We start from the raw sequence: 19,747 nt of genomic DNA on the forward strand, positions 1-19,747 counted from the left end.
GGCGAGCCGAACATGTTTTTACGCCAATGCCTTGTACCGTTGGCCAATAGTTGCCCATGAACGCGGACAAGTTTGCATTTATCGCCGCCTACCCCCTTGACCTGCCGTGATCCAATGTCATGAACGGTTCCATGAGTACCGCACGTTTGACGATTAATCTTCAGGCGCTGGCCAGCAACTGGCGCGCGCTCGATGCAAAAACGGATGTCGAAACCGGCGCCGTGGTCAAAGCTGACGCCTACGGCCTGGGGGCCGAGCCTGTGTCCGCGACCCTGGCAGAGGAAGGCGTTCGCAAATTCTTTGTTGCAGTTGCCGAAGAAGGGGTTGCCGTGCGTAAGGCCACCGGCCCCGGACCGATGATCGCTGTATTCTCGGGTCATTTGGAAGGTGACACCGATCTGCTGCGCGATCACGATCTGACGCCGCTGATCAATGCGCCCGAGCAATTCATGCGCCATCAACAGGCGCTTCCGGATCATCCCTTTGGTATTCAGCTGGACAGCGGCATGAACCGCCTTGGTCTGGAACCTGCTGACTGGGCTGAACTGCGCCCAAAGGCCGAGGCACTGAACCCCGTCGTAATGATGTCGCACCTGGCCTGTTCGGACGAACCAGATCATCCAATGAATCGCCAGCAACTGAAGACCTTCCGCGAGATGACTGACGGAACCGCATCACCAAGGTCGTTGGCGGCTACAGGCGGTACGTTTCTTGGGCCCGAATTCCACTTTGATTTCTGCCGCCCCGGCGTAGGCCTGTACGGCGGCATGCCGTTTGCCGAAGCGAAACCGGTGGTGACGGTTGACCTGCCGGTCATCCAAGTTCGCCCAGTCGAGGTCGGTGAATCGGTCGGATACGGCAACAGCTGGATCGCGCGCCGTCCTTCTCGTATTGCCACCGTTGCCGCTGGTTACGCAGACGGCTTGCACCGCGCCATCGGCGGTGGGATCGACGCGTTTTCCGGCAACCAGCCTTGCCCTGTTGTCGGACGCATCTCGATGGATCTGATCACGGTAGACGTCACCGATCTGCCCGAAGATCCCGAACGCCTGCGCATCCTGAACGGACATCAAACAGTCGACGACCTGGCCGAAGCCGCCGGCACCATCGGATATGAAATCCTGACGTCGCTGGGCGCGCGCTATTCCCGGGGATACGTCGAATGAACCCTTTGGCCGTGCTGGGTGGGCTGGGCCGTGCTGTCCTGTCCATGCTTGCCAACTTTGGCAAGGTGGGAATTTTCGCGCTGGACGCGATCTCACACATCTTTCGGCCGCCCTATTATCCGCGCGAGTTTGCCGTTGCCCTGATGAATGTCGGCTGGCTGTCGCTACCAGTTGTTGGCCTGACCGCAATCTTCACTGGTGGTGCGCTGGCCTTGCAAATCTATGCGGGCGGCGCGCGTTTCAACGCCGAGGCCGTGGTACCCCAGATCGTCGCCATCGGCATGGTGCGCGAACTTGGGCCGGTGCTGGTTGGCCTGATGATCGCCGCGCGCGTGACCTCATCCATTGCAGCAGAAATCGCGACCATGAAAGTGACCGAGCAGATTGACGCGCTGGTCACCCTGTCGACCCACCCGATGAAATACCTGACCGCACCACGGGTTCTGGCCGCACTCACCACCGTGCCCTTGCTGGTAGGTATCGGTGATATCATCGGCATCGCAGGCGGCTATGTGGTTGCAACCCAAAATCTGGGCTTCAACGCAGCGACGTACCTGCAAAACACGGTCAATTTCCTTGAAACCAAAGACATCGTGTCATCGCTGGTTAAGGGTGCAGCCTTCGGCCTGATCGCAGCCATCATGGGCTGCTATTACGGCATGAATTCAGGCCGCGGTGCGCAAGGCGTTGGCCGCGCGACCAAATCCTCGGTCGAATCCGCCGCGATCATGATCCTGGCCGCCAACTTCATTCTCACAGGGGTGTTCTTCTCGGTATGATCAGGATGAAGAACGTAGCAAAAGCCTTTGGCGACAATCAGGTTCTGCAGAGCATGAGCCTTGAGATCCCCAAGGGCACCTCGATGGTCATCATCGGTGGTTCAGGCACCGGCAAGTCCGTGGCGCTGAAGTGCATTCTGGGCCTGATCAAACCCGATAGTGGGATGATCTACGTAAACGGTAAGGACGCGGCCAAGGGCGATCGTGATAAATTTCTGGCCCGCTTCGGAATGCTGTTTCAAGGCGCGGCGCTGTTCGATTCCCTGCCCGTCTGGCAAAACGTTTCCTTCCGCCTGCTGCGCGGCCCGTTGAAGCGCCCTGCTGAATTCGCGCGTGAGATCGCTATCGAGAAACTGCGCCGAGTGGGCCTTAAATCCGATGTCGCCGACCGCTTTCCGTCGGAACTGTCCGGCGGAATGCAGAAGCGCGTGGGCCTTGCCCGTGCCATCGCCGCCGAGCCCGAGATCATCTTTTTCGACGAACCCACCACCGGCCTCGACCCGATCATGTCCGGCGTCATCAACGACCTGATCCGCGAGATCGTGACCGAGATGGGCGCCACCGCGATGACCATCACCCATGACATGAGCTCGGTCCGCGCGATTGCCGACAACGTGGCCATGCTGCACGGAGGCGTCATCCAATGGACCGGCCCGGTCAGCCAGATGGATGCCTCGGGTGATCCTTATGTCGAGCAGTTCATCAGTGGGAGTGCGGAAGGGCCGATTGAGGCGGTAAGATAAAGATGAACGTCAGCCTGATAGAACCATCAGATTTCATCAGGCTTTTGGGCCTTGCGTATTTGACGGGTATTGTGATCTCTACATCCGGCGTTTTTCCCGCCTTCGCGAAGTCACAGTTTTCGAACAGCAAATACGACGAATCTCAGACCCTTATTCAAAGAAAACAGCTCGGCTGGAGTTTCGGACTGTTAGCCGAAGACTGGAGCAATGCCAAAGCAACCGTTCTGACTTGGATAGCGGTAGTTGTTCTAATCGCGGTGGCCTACTTTGGATTGCGCTGGGCAGAAAATGCACAAATCCCTGCACTGAATATCACTCTGGGAATTACGTGCATCTTTTTAGGGCTTAACTGCCGCAGACTGTTTTTGCGAAAATGGGCTGGAAAAGCATGGAAAATCGACTTTGCAAGCTTTCTGGTTGGATTGTTTATTTTGATTACCCAAATATAGATTCATGCTCCGCCTCGCCACCCTTTCACTCCTGATCCTCTACCCCATCGCGTGGTTCGCTCCACTGATGCGCGCAGGGTTCCTGCCGATCTTTGGCCTCAGCGAGATCAGCGTCATCACCGGCCTGCAGTCGCTGTGGAAATCAGACGTCTTTCTAGCACTGATCGTCACCATCTTCGCCCTGTTTGCGCCCTATATCAAAACAATCGGTTCCGCCCTGATCCAATGGGACATGCTGGACCCACGCGTCCAACCCGCACTCAACATCCTCGGGAAACTGGCCATGGCCGACATTTTCCTCATCGCGCTTTACATCACGCTGGCCAAGGGAATCTCTTACGCCACCATCGAAACCGCGTGGGGTCTTTACCTGTTTACGGCGTGCATTCTGGCCTCGCTCGCACTGGGCCACATTACCGAAATGACACGTGGTTCACGAAATCCTCAGACGTAATTGATTGAAAACGCTTATCTGAGTATCATCTTTATATTTCGAGCAGAAAATTTTTGTAGTTTCGGTCCTGAGCGGATCATTCTGTGTGTGTTAGATGTTTCCCGCTTTGGGCCGGTGTGTTCCGGTTTCAAAAGGAGTTCGTCTAAGATGACCGCCCTCCATAACATCACATTGCAATTTCAGAATGCCTTTTTACGACTAACTTTTTTCCTCATTTGCACCGCGGCATTGTTCCTGGTCGGTGCCTGTCTTTTATCCGCTTTGGGGGTACTACCCTGGTTGTCCATGCAGGCCGGTTTCGGCAACGATCCGGCTATGGACGCGGGCATGTATATCCAGATCGGCCTGACCGTGCTGATTCTCATGCTGGCGTTCTATCTGCCCGCTAATGCCCGGATGATGGCGCTTGAAACGTCACATCGTAAGTTCTCATTGAACATGTATGACGTGGCTCAGGCCTACCACTTGGCTCATTCAGCGGATCGCGGTGAAACGTTTCTGCTGTCCTCGGAATTCGACGCAGTTAAGGAAAGGATGGCCTTCCTGCGCCACCACCCCGACCTGCAATCACTCGAACCCGAAATCCTGGAACTGGCCGCACAGATGAGCCGTATCAGCCAAGAGCTGGCAGAAACCTATGGCGATGCCCGCGTCAGCCGCGCCCGCACGTTCCTGCAGCAACGTCAGGAAGAGATCGAAACGTTCCAGAAGCGGATCGAAGAAGCGCAGGTCATCCAGCATGAGCTGCGCCAATGGACCCACGATATCGAGATGGAAGAAACCATTGCCAAATCGCAGCTGGCGCGTTTGCGGGACGAACTGTTTGAACTGCTGCCCGAATTGTCGGCACAGCTTCAATCGCCCGTCGACGACCGCGATCCCAAGAAATCGAGCGTCATAGCGATGTCGCCGCCCCGCGCCGCCGAATAGGCGTGACAGCGCCCGTCGGGAACGATGGCCCATCGGGCCTGAGGACGCGGCGCGCCATCGGCAGAGATGAAAGCCCTGCAAGGGCTTGAAGAACCGCCCGCGCTCGGGCACCAAGGCCGAATGGCAAAGACAACTTTCTCCTGCTCGGCCTGTGGCGCAACGCATTCCCGGTGGTCCGGGCGGTGCGACGGCTGCGGTGAATGGAACACAATCACGCAAGACGTGCCTCTTTCGGCTGGCCCTGCAAAGAAATCCCTAGGCGGCAAACGTGGCCAGTCCATTACACTCACGGACTTGTCGACCGAGGAAACACCGCCGCCGCGCACCTTGTGCGGAGTAGAAGAACTGGACCGCGTTTTGGGTGGCGGTCTGGTCCCGGCCTCGGCCCTGCTGGTTGGGGGCGACCCGGGGATTGGCAAGTCGACGTTGCTGTTGCAGGCCGCAGCGCGGTTTGCACGTGCGGGCGTCAAGACGATTTACGTGTCTGGCGAAGAAGCCAGCGCTCAGGTGCGCATGCGCGCGCGCCGTCTGGGTTTAGAGGACGCACCGGTTCAACTGGCCGCCGAAACCAACCTGCGGAACATACTGACGACGCTTGAGGCTGAGAAACCCGGTCTGGCCATCATCGACTCGATTCAGACTATGTGGGCCGACAATGTGGACAGCGCACCGGGCTCGGTGTCACAAGTCCGGGCCGCGGCGCATGAATTGACCACGTTTGCGAAACGACACGGTGTTTCAATCATCATGGTCGGCCACGTCACCAAAGAAGGCCAAATTGCAGGTCCTCGCGTCGTCGAACATATGGTCGACACCGTTCTTTACTTCGAAGGCGAGCGCGGCCATCAGTTCCGCATCCTACGTGCGGTCAAGAACCGCTTTGGCCCTGCGGATGAGATTGGCGTGTTCGAAATGACAGGCAAAGGCCTGGCACAGGTGACCAACCCATCGGCCTTGTTTCTGTCCGAGCGCGGCACACCCAGCCCTGGGTCAGCCGTATTTGCCGGGATCGAAGGCACACGCCCCGTTTTGGTTGAATTACAAGCGCTTGTGGCCCCGTCTCCACATTCACAACCGCGCCGGACCGTTGTCGGTTGGGACAGTGGAAGGTTGGCAATGATCCTCGCCGTGCTTGAAGCACGCTGTGGCATCCCTTTTGCGGGTCTCGATGTGTATCTCAACGTCGCCGGCGGATTGAAAATCGGTGAACCCGCCGCAGACCTGGCCGTTGCTGCAGCCCTGTTGAGTGCCCGGGAAGACACAGCCTTGCCCGCAGATACCGTTGTTTTCGGAGAAATCTCGTTATCTGGGGCACTTAGACCGGCCCCACAGACCGAAAACAGGTTGAAAGAAGCCCAAAAACTTGGTTTCACATCGGCAATCGCTCCGGCGGGCGGCAAAACCGGTACTGTGGCAGGTCTGACACTCACCCGACCCTCTGATTTGGTTGGGTTTGTTGGCGAAACCTTCGGAGCAGGTTAAAGTCGCCCCCTGAGGGGCAGAAAAAAACAGGCGAGGGCCATGGAAGGTTTTACAATAATTGACGGGGTCGTTGCCCTGATCGTCGTCGTTTCAGGCATTCTTGCCTATTCGCGCGGCTTCTTACGTGAGGTTCTGGCCATAGCAGGCTGGGTCGCAGCCGCAGTGCTGGCCTTTATTTTCGCACCCCAAGCGGTGCCACTGGTCAAAGAGATCCCGGTTGTTGGGGATTTCCTGCGCGACAGCTGCGAATTGTCGGTCATCACGAGCTTTGCTGCGGTGTTCGCAGTTGCACTTATTATTGTCAGCATCTTTACGCCCCTGTTTTCGTCGATCGTCCAGCGATCTGCTTTGGGCGGTCTGGATCAGGCACTCGGTTTCTTCTTCGGCATCGCCCGCGGCATCCTGTTGGTTGCCATCGCGTTCTTTGTCTATGACACGGTGATGACGGGTCAGTCCTATACAATCGTGGACGAAAGCCGCTCGGCCAAAGTGTTCGAGCAGTTCAGCGACAAGATCGAAGAACAGAACCCCGAAGCGGCTCTTGGCTGGGTCACCCGCCAATATGAAGAACTGGTCGCCAGCTGCGCGGAAGGTTCCGCACCGGCCGAGGATCTGACGGCCCCGACGACTACGGAATAAATGCCTGGCACGGGTCCGACCCATGCTGCAATTGTTGAAACGAGCCGCCGCTTTGCCGGCGGCTCGTCTTCGTTTGTGCCCGAGCTTTTGTAATTGTCTGGAAGATCTTTCACTGTACGGTTGTCATTAAGAACTTCTTGGGTGTCTTGCCGGGTCTTCAAAAAACCCACACATCTCGATCAAAACCCTCCCAAAAGCGCACTTCTACTTGAGCTTCCAAGTGTTCTTTTTCGGTTGTCCGTTTTCGTAGATCCGAAACTCATTTGCGCCGATGCGTTCGACGCTCCAGCACTTTTGCCCCCAATTCCCTTTCTCACACCACTGATCGTCTTTGACGAACCAGTCCCCCGTGTATTTGTCCTTACCGTCCCAAAGCCCGTTCAGTTTGCCGTTCTTCTTGCTTGTTGCCTTGCTGTATGCCTGAATCCACGGCGTCTTTCCGTCATTGTTAGAGACGCCAGACAACTGGCCGCCAGGTATTGTGGCAAGAAGCTCTTCCTGAGTCATGAACACCTGCGCAAACGCTGTTGTCGTCGTCATGGCTCCAAAGCCTGCAGCAATGACTGCCACGCTCAGAAATGAACGCACACTTTTGAGTTGAAAATTACAAAGTCCGTAAGACATGAAACACATCCTTTTCGACAAATCCGAGATTGTAATGACTACTTTTCCCGTTGAGCTACCAGAGAGTCTCAACGCTAGGATTGTATCATAATGACACCAAAACCCCAAAAACTGACGCTGATGGCGCACTGTGGAAGGAAATCACGTCTAATCCGGTCCCATTCCGGGCGCCCGACCAGACTCACCAGATACCCGCTTGTCAGAGCCCGGTACAAAAACAATTAGCTGAAGAGTTTTCGAGATCTCTTTTCGACAAAAAAGGGCACTGGTTCGCAGCTACACCCGTTTATTTTAGCTTAGTAAATCTTCGAGTTCAGACGAACCCTTCGCCTGCACAAACCGTGCATCTAATCGTCTTCAAACCGAAACAGCCGTCGCAGCGATTGAATATCGGCTTTCCGTGAATGTCGCGACTTTTGATAACCTCTCCCGATCCGTTACAGATCTGGCAAGGTGCCCGCCCCATACCCCTGCATCGGTGACACCGGCGCTTTACCGGTTCTTCTTTTTTGTTTCCTTGTTTGTGCTGCCACATGGCGGGTATCCGATCGAACCTTTATCATTGCCGAAAACTCACTATGTCGACCATGACACCACATGCCTGCGGTCCCTGTCACCTTTTCATGTTGTTTTTGACAAAATCCGCATGCGTCAAATCGCGAATGTGATCCTTTGATGACACAGGCGAGCTTAGGCATTATGTGAGTGGCGAACTGACATGGAATCGGAGCTGCCGATCTTGCTGTATCTGTTTTCTTACGCGCTTGCCCTTGCGACGCTGGCGTGTTTGCGCCGCCAATCGGCCGAGCGACAATGCGTACAGATACCGCTGTCCAGACGGCCCGACCCGCACACCTAATCAACATAAACACGTCATGGAAATTGGAGCCCGTACATGTGTGGCATTTTAGGGATCGCAAGCAGGACACATGATGTCTTTGCGGAAATCTATGACGGGCTGCTGATGTTGCAGCACCGGGGTCAGGATGCCTCGGGGATCGTGACCTATACCGGTGAGTTCTTCCGTGAGAAGAAAGCCAACGGGCTGGTCAAGGACGTCTTTAACGCCAGTGACGCCGAGACCCTGCTGGGACAGGTCGGTATGGGACATGTGCGCTATCCTACGGCCGGATCGCTCAGCGCGGCTGAGGCGCAGCCGTTTTTCGTCAACGCGCCCTATGGCATCTATTTGGTCCATAACGGCAATATCACCAACACCGCCGAGCAGCGCGAGAAAGTCACCGCCAAATACAGCCGCCATCTGCGCACCACTTCGGATTCAGAGATTCTGCTGAATGTTCTGGCGGACAAAGTGGCCGACGCAATCAAGGTCAACGGCAATGCCGAACCCATCCGCAATATCTTTGCCGGTGTGAAGATGACAATGGAACGCGTTCAGGGTGCTTATTCAGTGATCTGTCTGGTGGCCGGCGTTGGTATGCTGGCGTTCCGCGATCCCTACGGCATTCGCCCCCTGTCGGTTGCCAAGCGCGATGTGGATGGGGACGGCGACGATTATGCCTTTGCGTCCGAGGATGTCGCCTTCGGTATCAACGGGTTTGAAAAGCTGCGCGATGTGAAACCGGGTGAGGCCATCCTGATTGACCTCGACGGCAACATGCACACGTTCCAGGCAGTCGATGGTCAGCTGACCCCTTGTATCTTTGAGTATGTCTACCTGGCCCGTCCGGATTCGCTGTTGGATGGTGTTTCGGTCTACAAAACCCAGATGCGTATGGGTCAGACACTGGCGCGCCAGATTGAGGCTGCAGGCCTAGAGATCGACCGCATCATTCCTGTGCCGGACAGCGCGCGCCCTGTGGCGCTTGAGGTCGCGAAAGCCACGGGCATTCCTTACCGTGAAGGCCTGGTCAAGAACCGCTATGTAGGCCGCACATTCATCATGCCCGGTCAGGAAGAGCGTCAGAAATCCGTACGCCGCAAGCTGAACGCCGTTCCGTTGGAGTTCAAAGGCCACAACGTATTGCTGATCGACGATTCCATCGTACGCGGCAACACGATCAAAAAGATCGTTCAGATGTGCCGCGAAGCCGGGGCCAAGAAGGTGTTCATCGCCAGCGCCTCGCCACCGGTGAAATTCCCCAACGTTTACGGCATCGACATGCCCACCAAGCATGAGTTAATCGCAAACGGTAAGAACATTGAGGATATCCGGCAGGAGCTGGGCGCAGACGCCCTGTTCTATCAGGATCTCGATGACCTGATTTGGTCCGCCAAGGAAGGTAACCCGGATATCGAATCCTTCGATTGCTCGTGCTTTGACGGGAATTACATTACCGGCAGCGTCAGCGAAGACTATCTGGACAGCCTCGAAAACAGCAGCAGGGTCAGCAAGAAAAAGCAGGACATGCAGGTACCCGGCGGGTCCTGGAATGCGGCCAAACTGGCGTCCGGCTAAGAATACGCCCCCGAATCAGATTGCAGTGATGGCCCGTTTCGCAATTGCGATGCGGACCTTTTCACGTATGGGCCACGCCTGATCGGTTGGTTTTCGCGCACAACTTTTCGATGAAGAAACCGCAATTGCAGGAACTTCGGCGACGCAGCTATTCAGCCGCGCTATCACGCAATCCCCGCCTCTTTAGTTCCTGTCCTTCGTTTGATAGCGCATTTGCCGAACCACTCATAAAACAAGGGGTCAGGCCAACGTGGCCAGGCCGGAAATCATGTCAAACGCCAACGTCAAAAACGCGGCCACACAGACGGGCGCGCTAAAGAAGAACTCAGTCTCTGTGCTGGGCGTCTTTGGTCCAAAAGCTGACATGCGTGCGTTGGTGCGCCTGTCGTCAGGCCGGGTCAAAGAGGTCAAGCCCGGCAGCCGGGTGTCGTCGGGCACTGTGATTGCCATTGATGACGAAGGCGTCATGCTGCGACAAAGCGGCCAGACCAAGCGGATCGTCATCCCCGGAAGTTAATCTGCCTTGACGCCCTGCGCGCATGGGTTCAAACCGCCCTTATGACCGATCAGACTAAAATTGCCCTCATCACCGGGGCCTCGCGCGGTTTGGGTGCTGCCCTGGCCGAAGCTCTGGCACCCGAGTATCACATCGTCGCCGTCGCCCGCACCACTGGTGGGTTGGAAGAGCTGGATGACCGTATCAAATCCAAAGGTGGTGCGGCCACGCTTGCGCCGATGGACATCGTGGACCCGAACGCCATGGCGACCCTGTGCCGGGGGATTCATGACCGATGGGGCAAAGTTGATCTGTGGATGCACACTGCAGTCCACACCTCGGCCCTGACGCCTGCGCATTTCGTGGACCCCAAGGAATGGACGAAGGCGGTCAACATCAACGCAACAGCCACGTCGGTTTTGATCCCGTATATCGCGCCCCTGTTGGGCGACAGCGGCCATGCGGTGTTTTTTGACGATCCCAAGGCGGGTGAGAAGTTCTATGGCATCTATGGCGCAACCAAAGCCGCGCAACTGGCGCTTGCCCGCAGCTGGGCGGTAGAGACAGAACGTACAGGACCACGCGTGTCCATCGTGGAACCCGCGCCAATGCCCACGGCTGTGCGCGCTCGGTTCCACCCCGGCGAAGACCGCGATGTGTTGACTAGTCCTGCGGATGAGGCGGCCAGAATTTTGGCATTGTTGTAGGAATGCCCCCTTGGGCCATGCCTCCGGCGAGGAAATGTTTTGGCCAGATGAAGCGGGCAGATTACGCGATATGTACGCCGTTGCGCCCAGCCAGATCGACAAAGAACTGCCACGCCACGCGACCCGAACGTCCGCCCCGGGTGGCCTGCCATTCGATGGCCTCGGCGCGCAGGATATCGGCGTCGACGGACACACCATGAGCCGCGCAATAGCGGTCAATCATCGCAAGATATTCATCCTGATCGCAGGGGTGGAAGCCCAGCCACAGGCCGAACCGGTCAGAGAGCGAGACTTTTTCCTCGACCGCCTCTGACGGGTTGATTGCGCTGGAACGTTCGTTTTCAATCATGTCCCGCGGCATCAGGTGACGGCGGTTCGAGGTCGCGTAGAAGACAACGTTTTCGGGGCGGCCCTCGATGCCTCCGTCCAGCACCGCCTTGAGTGATTTGTAGTGCTGGTCATCGTGGCTGAACGAGAGGTCATCACAGAACAGGATGAACCGGTGTGGCGCTGCCCGCAGGTGGTTAAGAAGACGCGCGACCGAGCCCATATCTTCACGCTGAAGTTCGACCAGTTTGAGGTCAGGAAATTCCGCCTGCAACGTACCGTGGACAGCTTTCACGAGGCTGGATTTACCCATGCCCCGTGCACCCCACAACAGCGCGTTGTTGGCCTTGTATCCGGCCGCAAAGCGGCGCGTGTTGTCCAGCAGCGTATCACGTGAACGATTAATGCCCACTAACAGGTCCAGATCGACACGGTTGACCTGTTTGACCGGCTCCAACCGGTCCGGCTCAACTTGCCAGACAAAAGCTGGGGCAGCTTCGAAGTCGGGCGCGGCCAATGGGGCCGGTGCCATGCGTTCCAAGGCGTCAGCGATACGGTTCAGGGCTTGGTCGTTCATAGGCGCCTCCGGTCGGTTTGCTGGTTTCAAACCATGTTCCGCCGGGCGCAACAAGAGCCGCGCACAAAAAAGGCGCGCCCCAACGGGCGCGCCTGATTGTTACCGATCATCAGGATTACTTGCCTTCTTCTTCCTGAATGATCTCTTCGTCGGCTTCTTCCTCGTCGTCGTAGTAGCCGTCAGCGCGCAGTTGTTCCTCGCGCTTCTTCTCAACACGTGCGACCAGGAAGATCGAAACCTCGTACAGCCCATAGACGACCACGAACAGGATGACCTGCGTGATCACGTCAGGCGGTGTCACCAGCGCGGCCAGAACCAGAATGGCAACCACAGCGTATTTACGCACGCCCCCCAGACCTTCGGCAGTTACCAACCCGGCTTTGCCCATCAGGGTCAATAGAACCGGCAGCTGGAAACACAGCCCAAAGGCCACGATGAACTTGATCGTCAGGTTCAGGTATTCCTGTGCCGAGCCCTGGAAGACCACGCTGAGCGGCGCTGTGACCGTGCCGTCAACTACTGCCTCGCCTTCCGCTCCGAACTGCTGGAAACCCAGGAAAAAGTCGTAAGCTAGTGGCGTGACCACGTAAAACGCAAAGCTTGCCCCCAGCAGGAACATGAACGGCGACGCCAGCATGAACGGCAGGAACGCATTCTTTTCTGTCCGGTAAAGGCCTGGTGCCACGAACCGCCACATCTGCATCCCGATATAGGGGAACGCCAGTATGAAGCCGCCCAGCAGCGAGACCTTGATGGCGACGAAGAAACCTTCCTGCGGTGAGATGAAGATCAGCCCACAATCCTGTCCGCGATCAGCTAGAACCTGACACAAGGGGTTCGTCAGGAAGTTAAACAGCGGCGTAGCGACCGTGAAACAGATTATCATCCCGATCAGGAACGCCACGACGCAGTGAATCAACCGTGTGCGCAGTTCTGCCAGATGCTCGATCAATGGGGCCGAGCTGTCTTCGATCTCGTCGGTATTGCTCATGTCTTGCTTTCAGTATTCAGCGCGGCTTCGGCCTCTTCAGCCTTGGCTAGCGCATCCGCAGCTTCTTTGGCCTTACGCTCGGCAGCGGCACGCGCGGTCGAGGCCTGAATCTTCTTGGCCTGCTCGGCACGTTCTGCAGCCAGCTTGCCTGTCTCGCTGTCGGGGTCGAACTTGGTCGGATCCATGCTCTTGGCCATTTCCTGCGCGGCTTCTTTGACACCGTCCATGGCGGTGTTCACAGGATTGGTGGCCGCATTCAGACCCTTCTTGATCTCGTTCACGCCCGCCTGATCCGCTGCCTCGTTCATGGCGCTGCTGAACTCGCGCGCCATGCCACGGGCCTTGCCAACCCAGCGGCCGGCATTGCGGAACAATACCGGCAGATCCTTTGGCCCCACAACGATCAGGGCAACAACGCCGATGACCAGAAGCTCGGTCCAGCCCAGATCAAACATCTGCGCTTAGACCTTGTCTTTGTCTGTCTCGGGCGTGACGTCTTTGGCCACCTCGGACGCGTCCTGCTCCAGCTCGTCCGCACCTTCTTTGACGCCCTTCTTGAACGAGGTGATGCCTTTGCCCACTTCGCCCATAAGCGAGCTGATTTTGCCGCGGCCAAACAGCACCAGCACCACAACGGCAATCAGCAGAAGACCGGGAAGTCCGATATTGTTAAGCATGTCTCTTCTCCTTTGAAGTCGGCGCAAGCGCGCCGGGAATGTGATCTGGCACCGTGTTTACGCGCGGGCGGTCCATCGCAAAAGCGTGTCGGCCCGGTTCTGTGCCCAAAAATGAACGGATCACGCGATTTTTGAGGACTCGCAATTCTCAACTGACAGGTTTATGTCAGTTGAGAGCACGTAGAACGGCCCTGTCCCATCAAAACAGGAGCATGACGTGACACAAATCGCAGAAACCGTAACCTTCAAACTCGCGGCCGATGTAACAAAGGAGGATTTCGTTAACATCATGAAAGGCACCGAATCCTTTGTTCGGAACGCGGATGGCTTTGTCTTTCGGCGCCTCAGCGCTGGGGATGACGGGCTTTGGACCGACACCGTCATCTGGGCCGACATGGATTGCGCTCAATCCGCCGCCGCAGCCTTTCCAAAGCAGGATTTCGCTCCTGCGGTGATGGCCGCAATCGCGCCGGACACGGTGACTATGCGCCACGATGCAATCCATTGGACCATCGGAGCGTCATGACAAGCAGGACATCCCATGCGCCGCTCTGACCGGCTGTTCGATATCATCCAGATCCTGCGCGACGGCAAACTGCACCGTGCGCAGGACATCGCGGACCGGCTTGAGGTGTCGGTCCGCACCATCTACCGCGACATGGATACGCTGGTTGCTTCGGGCGTCCCGGTCGAGGGCGAGCGTGGCATAGGCTACATTGTGCGCGAGCAGATCACCTTGCCCCCGCTGAACCTGACCCCTGCCGAGCTTGAGGCGTTGAACCTCGGTATGGCCATCGTGGCGGAAGCCGCAGACCCCGACCTCAAGGCCGCAGCCACGTCGCTGGCCGACAAGATCGACGCCGTGTTGCCCACGCAGGTCGTGGCCGAGGCTGACAGTTGGAAATTTGCAGTCTATCCCTTTGCCGATGCGGCGCGTGGGCTGGCGCATATGGCCCCGATCCGCGCCGCCATCAAATCCCGCCAGAAACTCCGTCTGTCTTACCGTCGGATCGACGGCGTTCTGACTGATCGGGTCATACGCCCGCTGCACATGGAATACTGGGGGCGCGTCTGGACCCTGACGGCATGGTGCGAGTTACGTCAGGGGTTCCGTGTTTTTCGCATAGACCTGATCGAAACAATCTTGCCCCTGCCCGAGGTCTTCGCAGACGAGCCCGGCAAGAGCCTTAGCGATTATGACCCGCACGCCTGACAGGTCTCGTCTTCTCTCGAGTACTCTGGCAGAAGGCACATCCCGCTCGTGGCCATAACCCTCACCGCAGATAGGGTTCCGGATCGACAGATTCGAACCCTTTACGCACCTCGAAATGGACGTAGGCATTGTCGCCGCCGCGCAAGGAGGCGATCTTTTGGCCGCGCTTGACGCGAGCACCCTTTTTCACAGTGATGTTCTCGACATTCGCGTAGACGGTCAGCAGGTCGCTGTTGTGCTTTACCACAATGATCGGCACCTGATCCGCGTCCGCCGTGATTGCGGCAACAGTACCCGCAGCGGCAGCGTTAACCGGGCTACCCGGCGAGGCCGCAATGTCGATGCCTTCGTTCGAGCCCTTTTTATAGGTGCGGATGATCGTACCTGTGACAGGCAGTCCAAGCGCAGAATTGCTTTGCGTAGTTGGCGCTTCGGCGGTCACGTCAGGTGCGGGTTCGGCGGGCTTGATGACTTCATCCGGCAAAGGTTGCGTCGCGCTGGGCGGCGTCGGTGTCGGCGATCCCTGCCCAGGTTGGGTGATCGTAGTCGCAGGGACTGTTGTCACGGCGGCCGCCTCCTGACGGGGCGCAGGCTGGTTCTTGATAGGAATCAGCAGAAACTGTCCTTCACGCACGGTAAAGTCCGACCCCAGCCCGTTCCACTCGGCCAAGGCATCTACCGGCACGTTATACAGGCGCGCGATCGTATACGCGGTTTCGCCGCGCTTGACCTTGTGGCGAATGGGTTCGGGTCCCGCCGGCGCAGGGGCCGGAGCAGGCGCGGCGGTTGGTTGTGCCGGTTCCAGCGTCGATGTGCGCACCGACCCATCCGCCGGAGCTGCGTCAATCGCAGTGCCTGCAATTGTCGCGATATCGACAGAGCTGGCCGCGCTGACGGTACGGGGCAAGGCGACCACCTCGCCATCACGCAGCTGGTCCGCAGCTTGCAATCCGTTAAAACGCGCGACTTCCGCTGCCGGTAATCCGACCCGGGCAGCGATATCGCCAACCGTGTCGCCCCGGCGCGCAACGGCCACTTGATAATTGGGATAGGTGATCACGCCACGCGCATCCGGAGCAGGCCGGTTCGCGGTGGCCGCCTGCGCCGCATCGGCCGTGGAAAAACCACCGACATTGCCGCGTAGATCATAATCTATGGGGCCCTCGCATCCCGCGAGGAACGCCAAAGACGCAACACCTGCTGCGACTGCTGATTTGGAAACTGCTCTCATTTTACTGTCCTCACCGCCTGCCCCTGTTGTCCGGGGTTCCAGCGCTTATCGCGAAATATTTCTTTACGCTCCGTCTTTGCCAAGCCCTTCTAGCAGGGGCACGAACCGAACGGGCAACAATTCATCATAGTCCAGGCCGGTCTCAGTGCGTCTGACCCGGATCAGGGTCTGAACCGCATCCGACTGTCCCACCGGCAAAACCATGATACCGCCGATTTTGAGCTGCGCCAAGAGCGGCCCGGGCGGGTCCTCGGCAGCGGCCGTCACAATGATACGATCAAACGGGGCTTGTTCCGACAAACCGAACGACCCATCCGACAGCATCGCCGTCACATTGGTCATTCCCAATTCTCGAAACAGCTCGCCGGTTTCGCGCACCAGACGTTTATGACGTTCGACCGTATAGACCCGGCGCGCCAGCTTGGACAGAACCGCGGCCTGATAGCCCGAGCCTGTACCAACCTCCAGCACCGTGTCACGAGGGCGCACATCCAGCGCCTGCGTCATCAGCCCCACAACCGAAGGCTGGCTGATCGTCTGGCCACAGGCGATCGGCAGCGGTGTATCCTCATAAGCGCGCTCAGCGAACAGACCCTTGACGAAACGGCCCCGATCGACCTGTTCCATCGCAGCCAGAACGCGCGCATCCGTTACCCCGCGCGACCGCAGGGCAAAGAGGAACTGCATGGTTGTTTCTGGATCAAGTCCGCTCATTCGATCGACTTCAGTTGTTCCAGAACGTCATGGGCCGTCAGGTCCGCACGCATCGGTGTGACCGAGATGTAGCCCCCAAGATTTACCGCCGCATCCGTGCCGGGTGCGGTCGGGTTGTGCTGATAGCCGCCCTTGATCCACAGGAACCGCCGACCCGAGGGCGAGCTGTGCGGTTCAACCGTGAAATTGGTATCCCGGCGAAAACCCTGCGGCGCGATGCGCGTCCCCAGAACCTCATCCGCCGGCACAGGTGGGAAATTCACGTTGTAAAACAGGCGGTAATCGCCCTGCTCTTCAGGCGTTGCTTTCAGAATTCGCCGCACGAGGTCGGCCCCGTAACGCGTTGCAGCCTCAAAAGGATCATCCAGACCAAGATTGCGCGGTCCGAAATACTGCGACAAGGCAATCGCAGGAATACCCTGCAGGGCGGCTTCCATCGCCCCACCCACCGTGCCGGAATACAGCGTGTTCTCGGCCGAATTGTTGCCCCGGTTCACTCCGGACAAAACCAGATCCGGCGGCGTGTCCTTCATGACGTCGTGCAGCCCGGCCAACACACAGTCAGCGGGTGAGCCTTCGGCGGCATAGCGGCGTTCGCCGAGCTTGGCGACCATCATCGGGTGGGTATAGCTGATGCAGTGGCCGACACCCGATTGTTCGAACGCAGGTGCCACGACCCAAACCTCACCATCCGGGCCTGCCAAATCGGCGGCAATCGCCTCAAGTGCGATCAGCCCCGGGGCATTGATCCCGTCATCATTGGTCAGAAGTATACGCATAAGCCCCATCCACCCGGCGTTTTGCCCTTGATAGACCCGCCCCCGCGTCGCGGCAAGCAAAGCGCGCGTCCAATCTGATGCTTTCGCGCACCACTTGGCGCTAAACTGTGACTTTCCAGCCTAAACCGGGAATACGAAACACCTGTCACGGCGGATGGTAAGCCACATGACCCGTCCCGGACTGGGAACAAAGACATTGGGCACCGTCGCCCTCAGGATCGAGCCGTCATGGTCCATCCGAAATTCAACAAGGCTTTCGTTGCCCAAAAACCGCGCCCGCTCGACCACGCCCCGCGCGGCAACGCCGTCGGTCGGTGTCGGCAGCGGCCCCTTGCCGTTACGGTCAAAGTCCAACCGCACGTGCTGAGGGCGGAATACGATTTCGACATCTGTATTGTCCGGAACGCCGGGCGCCAGAAATTGCCCGAATGGCGTTTCGGCCAAGGCCCCATTCACCTTGGATTGTAAAACATTGATATCACTAAAAAAGGCCACCGCCGCCTTGTCCGCCGGGCGGGTAAAGACGTTGTAGGGCGCGCCTTGTTGCACGACTTTTCCCCGCCGCATCAGGGCGATTTCATCCGCCATGCGCATCGCTTCTTCCGGCTCATGCGTGACTAGAACAACTGCGGCGTCCTCTTCCTTGAGGATCGCAAGCGTTTCATCCCGAATGCCGTCCCGCAACCGGTTGTCGAGGCCCGAGAAAGGCTCGTCCATCAGCATGATCCGCGGACGCGGGGCCAATGCGCGAGCCAGTGCCACACGTTGCTGCTCGCCACCTGACAGATGATGCGGGTAGTCGTCGACGAAACGCACCAGGTCGACCTTGCGCAGCAGCGCTTCGACGCGGGCGCGTTTTTCGTCCCTATGCCCCTTCAGGCCAAAGGCCACATTGTCGGCAACGCTGAGATGCGGAAACAGGGCAAAGTCCTGAAACATCAGCCCTATTTCACGCCGTTCGGGCGGCACACGAAACACCGTGTCACAGATCAACTTGCCATCGACATAGATTTCACCGGATTCCTGCATCTCGACCCCGGCGATCATGCGCAGGGTTGTCGACTTGCCGCAGCCCGAAGGCCCCAACAGACAAGTCACCTGCCCCGCTCGCACCGTCAGCGAGACATCATCCACAACAACCCGCCCTTCATACCGGGCGATCAGATTTCGGATTTCCAACCGAGGAGGAGTAGCGTTTTCTGTCACCGATGGGCCCCGTTGCCTTTCCCGATCAATTCCATCGGGCTTAGGCGGGGATAACAACCCCGCCCCTCAGGTGCAAGAGATCAGCAACAGCCGCCGGATGGGGCCCCGCCCGTTGCTTCAAACGGGCTTTCACCACCGCAGCCTTCGAATATCCCGTAGTGGGTCGAGAAATCACCGATGAACTCAAAATGCCTCGCGAAACGCGTGTCTTTCAACATCATCCACGTGTTGCCGCAGACAGGAAAAACCTTGCCCGCCTCGATCGCGTGGTGATCATCTAGCTCGAACAGATGCGGGGCGTTCGGGATGGTGCCCTTGTAGATCACGGCCTGACCGTAATCCTCGCACGCAGGCTCCAACTCGGGCAGCTTGAACAGGCGGTAGGTGGCGGACAGGAATTTGAGAGTCGCAACACGCTCTTCGAGCACCGCGTTTTCGATGGTCAGCGGACGATGCGTGACCCGGCGCGGATCACCAAAGCCTGCCTTACGCGACATCGACAGGAAATCGTTCCAATACAACGCGCCGGACAGGCATTCACCGTACAAAACCTCATCCTCGGCCATCTCTTTAGGCACTCGGCGGTCGGCGTAGACGTCCGAGAAATACATCTCGCCCCCGTCTTTCAACAACCGGTGCGCGCCGCGCAAAACAGCCTCTTTATCGGTGGCCAGATTGATCACGCAGTTCGAGACGATAATGTCAAAAGAACCGGGTTCCAGGTCAAGCTCATCCAGCTTTTCGATATAGCCATGGTGGAATTCCACATTGCTGTCAGAATGCCCAAAGGCTTGCGCGTGATAATCCTGATGCGCGCGCGCTACGTCCAATTGCTCCGGCGTCATGTCCACGCCGACAACCCTTCCCTTTTCACCTATCATGGCAGACAGGGCATAAACATCACGTCCCGCACCACAGCCGAGATCCAGAATGCTCATCCCCTCAAGGTCGTGCGGAGCGATCAGACCGCAGCCATAGTAGCGCGTCAGAACTTCGTCATGAATTTTCGACAGGATCTTTTTGACATGATCCGGCATGTCATCAGGCGTACAACACGCGTTTGTCTGCAAGTCCGAGCTGCCCTGCAAGACTTCGCCATAGTAATTCTGCACTGACTCATGCTTCATCGCGGTTATCCTTCTGT

General features: G+C 57.8%; 24 protein-coding genes. 14 read left to right on the forward strand and 10 right to left on the reverse strand.

The genetic code is table 11. From position 1 onward, the window contains the following. The first annotated feature begins 131 nt into the window (after window positions 1-131). The 8 genes from alr (at window position 132) to RUA4292_RS14060 (ending at window position 6,642) form a co-directional block, all read left to right on the forward strand. Window positions 132-1,166, forward strand: coding sequence for an alanine racemase (gene alr / locus RUA4292_RS14025; protein WP_058278213.1), 1,035 nt, complete (start codon window positions 132-134; stop codon window positions 1,164-1,166). Next, complete coding sequence (locus RUA4292_RS14030; RefSeq protein WP_058278100.1) at window positions 1,163-1,945, forward strand: MlaE family ABC transporter permease; 783 nt, start codon at window positions 1,163-1,165, stop codon at window positions 1,943-1,945. The genes alr and RUA4292_RS14030 overlap by 4 nt, the downstream gene beginning before the upstream one ends. Further along, window positions 1,942-2,688, forward strand: a complete 747-nt coding sequence (locus tag RUA4292_RS14035; RefSeq protein WP_058278101.1) for an ABC transporter ATP-binding protein — start codon at window positions 1,942-1,944, stop codon at window positions 2,686-2,688. Before RUA4292_RS14030 ends, RUA4292_RS14035 begins: the two co-directional genes overlap by 4 nt. A gap of 2 nt (window positions 2,689-2,690) precedes the next feature. Next, entirely contained in the window at window positions 2,691-3,137 is a 447-nt protein-coding gene (locus RUA4292_RS14040; protein WP_058278102.1) for a hypothetical protein, read from the forward strand. A gap of 4 nt (window positions 3,138-3,141) precedes the next feature. Continuing rightward, the gene (locus tag RUA4292_RS14045; RefSeq protein WP_058278103.1) at window positions 3,142-3,591 is read left to right on the forward strand and encodes a paraquat-inducible protein A; all 450 of its coding nucleotides are present in this window, start codon (window positions 3,142-3,144) and stop codon (window positions 3,589-3,591) included. Between the two features lie 147 nt (window positions 3,592-3,738). Continuing rightward, window positions 3,739-4,521 (forward strand): hypothetical protein, encoded by a 783-nt coding sequence (locus RUA4292_RS14050; protein ID WP_058278104.1) that lies wholly within the window; start codon window positions 3,739-3,741, stop codon window positions 4,519-4,521. Between the two features lie 120 nt (window positions 4,522-4,641). Next, entirely contained in the window at window positions 4,642-6,003 is a 1,362-nt protein-coding gene (gene radA / locus RUA4292_RS14055; protein ID WP_058278214.1) for a DNA repair protein RadA, read from the forward strand. 39 nt (window positions 6,004-6,042) lie between these two features. Then, a complete protein-coding gene (locus RUA4292_RS14060; protein ID WP_058278105.1) occupies window positions 6,043-6,642 on the forward strand; it encodes a CvpA family protein in 600 nt (199 codons plus the stop codon). Between the two features lie 204 nt (window positions 6,643-6,846). Here the strand turns inward: RUA4292_RS14060 and RUA4292_RS14065 are convergent, their stop codons facing one another. Continuing rightward, window positions 6,847-7,182, reverse strand: a complete 336-nt coding sequence (locus tag RUA4292_RS14065) for a hypothetical protein (RefSeq protein WP_233493437.1) — start codon at window positions 7,180-7,182, stop codon at window positions 6,847-6,849. An 802-nt stretch (window positions 7,183-7,984) separates the two neighbouring features. Between RUA4292_RS14065 and RUA4292_RS24795 the strand changes: the two genes are divergently transcribed. The 4 genes from RUA4292_RS24795 (at window position 7,985) to RUA4292_RS14085 (ending at window position 10,888) form a co-directional block, all read left to right on the forward strand. Beyond that, entirely contained in the window at window positions 7,985-8,125 is a 141-nt protein-coding gene (locus RUA4292_RS24795) for a hypothetical protein (protein WP_158507031.1), read from the forward strand. A gap of 36 nt (window positions 8,126-8,161) precedes the next feature. Further along, window positions 8,162-9,685, forward strand: a complete 1,524-nt coding sequence (purF, locus tag RUA4292_RS14075) for an amidophosphoribosyltransferase (RefSeq protein ID WP_058271817.1) — start codon at window positions 8,162-8,164, stop codon at window positions 9,683-9,685. A 268-nt stretch (window positions 9,686-9,953) separates the two neighbouring features. Next, window positions 9,954-10,202, forward strand: a complete 249-nt coding sequence (locus RUA4292_RS14080) for a hypothetical protein (protein WP_058271935.1) — start codon at window positions 9,954-9,956, stop codon at window positions 10,200-10,202. Window positions 10,203-10,243: 41 nt separating this feature from the next. Further along, on the forward strand, window positions 10,244-10,888 hold the full coding sequence (locus tag RUA4292_RS14085) for an SDR family NAD(P)-dependent oxidoreductase (protein WP_058278108.1): 645 nt from the start codon (window positions 10,244-10,246) through the stop codon (window positions 10,886-10,888). Between the two features lie 61 nt (window positions 10,889-10,949). On the opposite strand, the gene RUA4292_RS14090 is transcribed toward RUA4292_RS14085, so the two are convergent. From RUA4292_RS14090 to RUA4292_RS14105, 4 genes are all read right to left on the reverse strand, one after another. After that, window positions 10,950-11,792 (reverse strand): ATP-binding protein, encoded by an 843-nt coding sequence (locus tag RUA4292_RS14090; protein ID WP_058278109.1) that lies wholly within the window; start codon window positions 11,790-11,792, stop codon window positions 10,950-10,952. 115 nt (window positions 11,793-11,907) lie between these two features. Beyond that, the gene (tatC, locus tag RUA4292_RS14095; protein WP_058278110.1) at window positions 11,908-12,783 is read right to left on the reverse strand and encodes a twin-arginine translocase subunit TatC; all 876 of its coding nucleotides are present in this window, start codon (window positions 12,781-12,783) and stop codon (window positions 11,908-11,910) included. After that, complete coding sequence (tatB, locus tag RUA4292_RS14100) at window positions 12,780-13,238, reverse strand: Sec-independent protein translocase protein TatB (protein WP_058278111.1); 459 nt, start codon at window positions 13,236-13,238, stop codon at window positions 12,780-12,782. Before tatB ends, tatC begins: the two co-directional genes overlap by 4 nt. Window positions 13,239-13,244: 6 nt before the next feature. After that, window positions 13,245-13,460 carry a twin-arginine translocase TatA/TatE family subunit gene (locus RUA4292_RS14105; protein ID WP_058271822.1) on the reverse strand — a complete coding sequence of 72 codons (216 nt, stop codon included), beginning with the start codon at window positions 13,458-13,460 and terminating at the stop codon, window positions 13,245-13,247. Window positions 13,461-13,677: 217 nt separating this feature from the next. Here RUA4292_RS14105 and RUA4292_RS14110 point away from each other — a divergent pair, with 217 nt between their 5' ends. Beyond that, window positions 13,678-13,986, forward strand: coding sequence for a hypothetical protein (locus RUA4292_RS14110; RefSeq protein WP_058278112.1), 309 nt, complete (start codon window positions 13,678-13,680; stop codon window positions 13,984-13,986). Between the two features lie 15 nt (window positions 13,987-14,001). Beyond that, the gene (locus RUA4292_RS14115) at window positions 14,002-14,673 is read left to right on the forward strand and encodes a helix-turn-helix transcriptional regulator (RefSeq protein ID WP_058278113.1); all 672 of its coding nucleotides are present in this window, start codon (window positions 14,002-14,004) and stop codon (window positions 14,671-14,673) included. A 61-nt stretch (window positions 14,674-14,734) separates the two neighbouring features. Here the strand turns inward: RUA4292_RS14115 and RUA4292_RS14120 are convergent, their stop codons facing one another. From RUA4292_RS14120 to RUA4292_RS14140, 5 genes are all read right to left on the reverse strand, one after another. Next, on the reverse strand, window positions 14,735-15,904 hold the full coding sequence (locus RUA4292_RS14120) for a LysM peptidoglycan-binding domain-containing M23 family metallopeptidase (protein ID WP_058278114.1): 1,170 nt from the start codon (window positions 15,902-15,904) through the stop codon (window positions 14,735-14,737). Window positions 15,905-15,967: 63 nt separating this feature from the next. After that, window positions 15,968-16,618: a protein-L-isoaspartate(D-aspartate) O-methyltransferase gene (locus tag RUA4292_RS14125; protein ID WP_058271826.1), complete on the reverse strand. Its 651-nt coding sequence runs from the start codon at window positions 16,616-16,618 to the stop codon at window positions 15,968-15,970. Then, window positions 16,615-17,397 (reverse strand): 5'/3'-nucleotidase SurE, encoded by a 783-nt coding sequence (gene surE / locus RUA4292_RS14130; protein ID WP_058278215.1) that lies wholly within the window; start codon window positions 17,395-17,397, stop codon window positions 16,615-16,617. The genes RUA4292_RS14125 and surE overlap by 4 nt, the downstream gene beginning before the upstream one ends. Before the next feature lie 120 nt (window positions 17,398-17,517). Next, the gene (locus RUA4292_RS14135; RefSeq protein ID WP_233493438.1) at window positions 17,518-18,603 is read right to left on the reverse strand and encodes an ABC transporter ATP-binding protein; all 1,086 of its coding nucleotides are present in this window, start codon (window positions 18,601-18,603) and stop codon (window positions 17,518-17,520) included. A gap of 80 nt (window positions 18,604-18,683) precedes the next feature. Further along, window positions 18,684-19,730, reverse strand: coding sequence for a methyltransferase domain-containing protein (locus RUA4292_RS14140; RefSeq protein WP_058278115.1), 1,047 nt, complete (start codon window positions 19,728-19,730; stop codon window positions 18,684-18,686). Window positions 19,731-19,747 lie beyond the last annotated feature (17 nt).

It is taken from the genome of Ruegeria atlantica, assembly GCF_001458195.1.
GTDB lineage: Bacteria > Pseudomonadota > Alphaproteobacteria > Rhodobacterales > Rhodobacteraceae > Ruegeria > Ruegeria atlantica.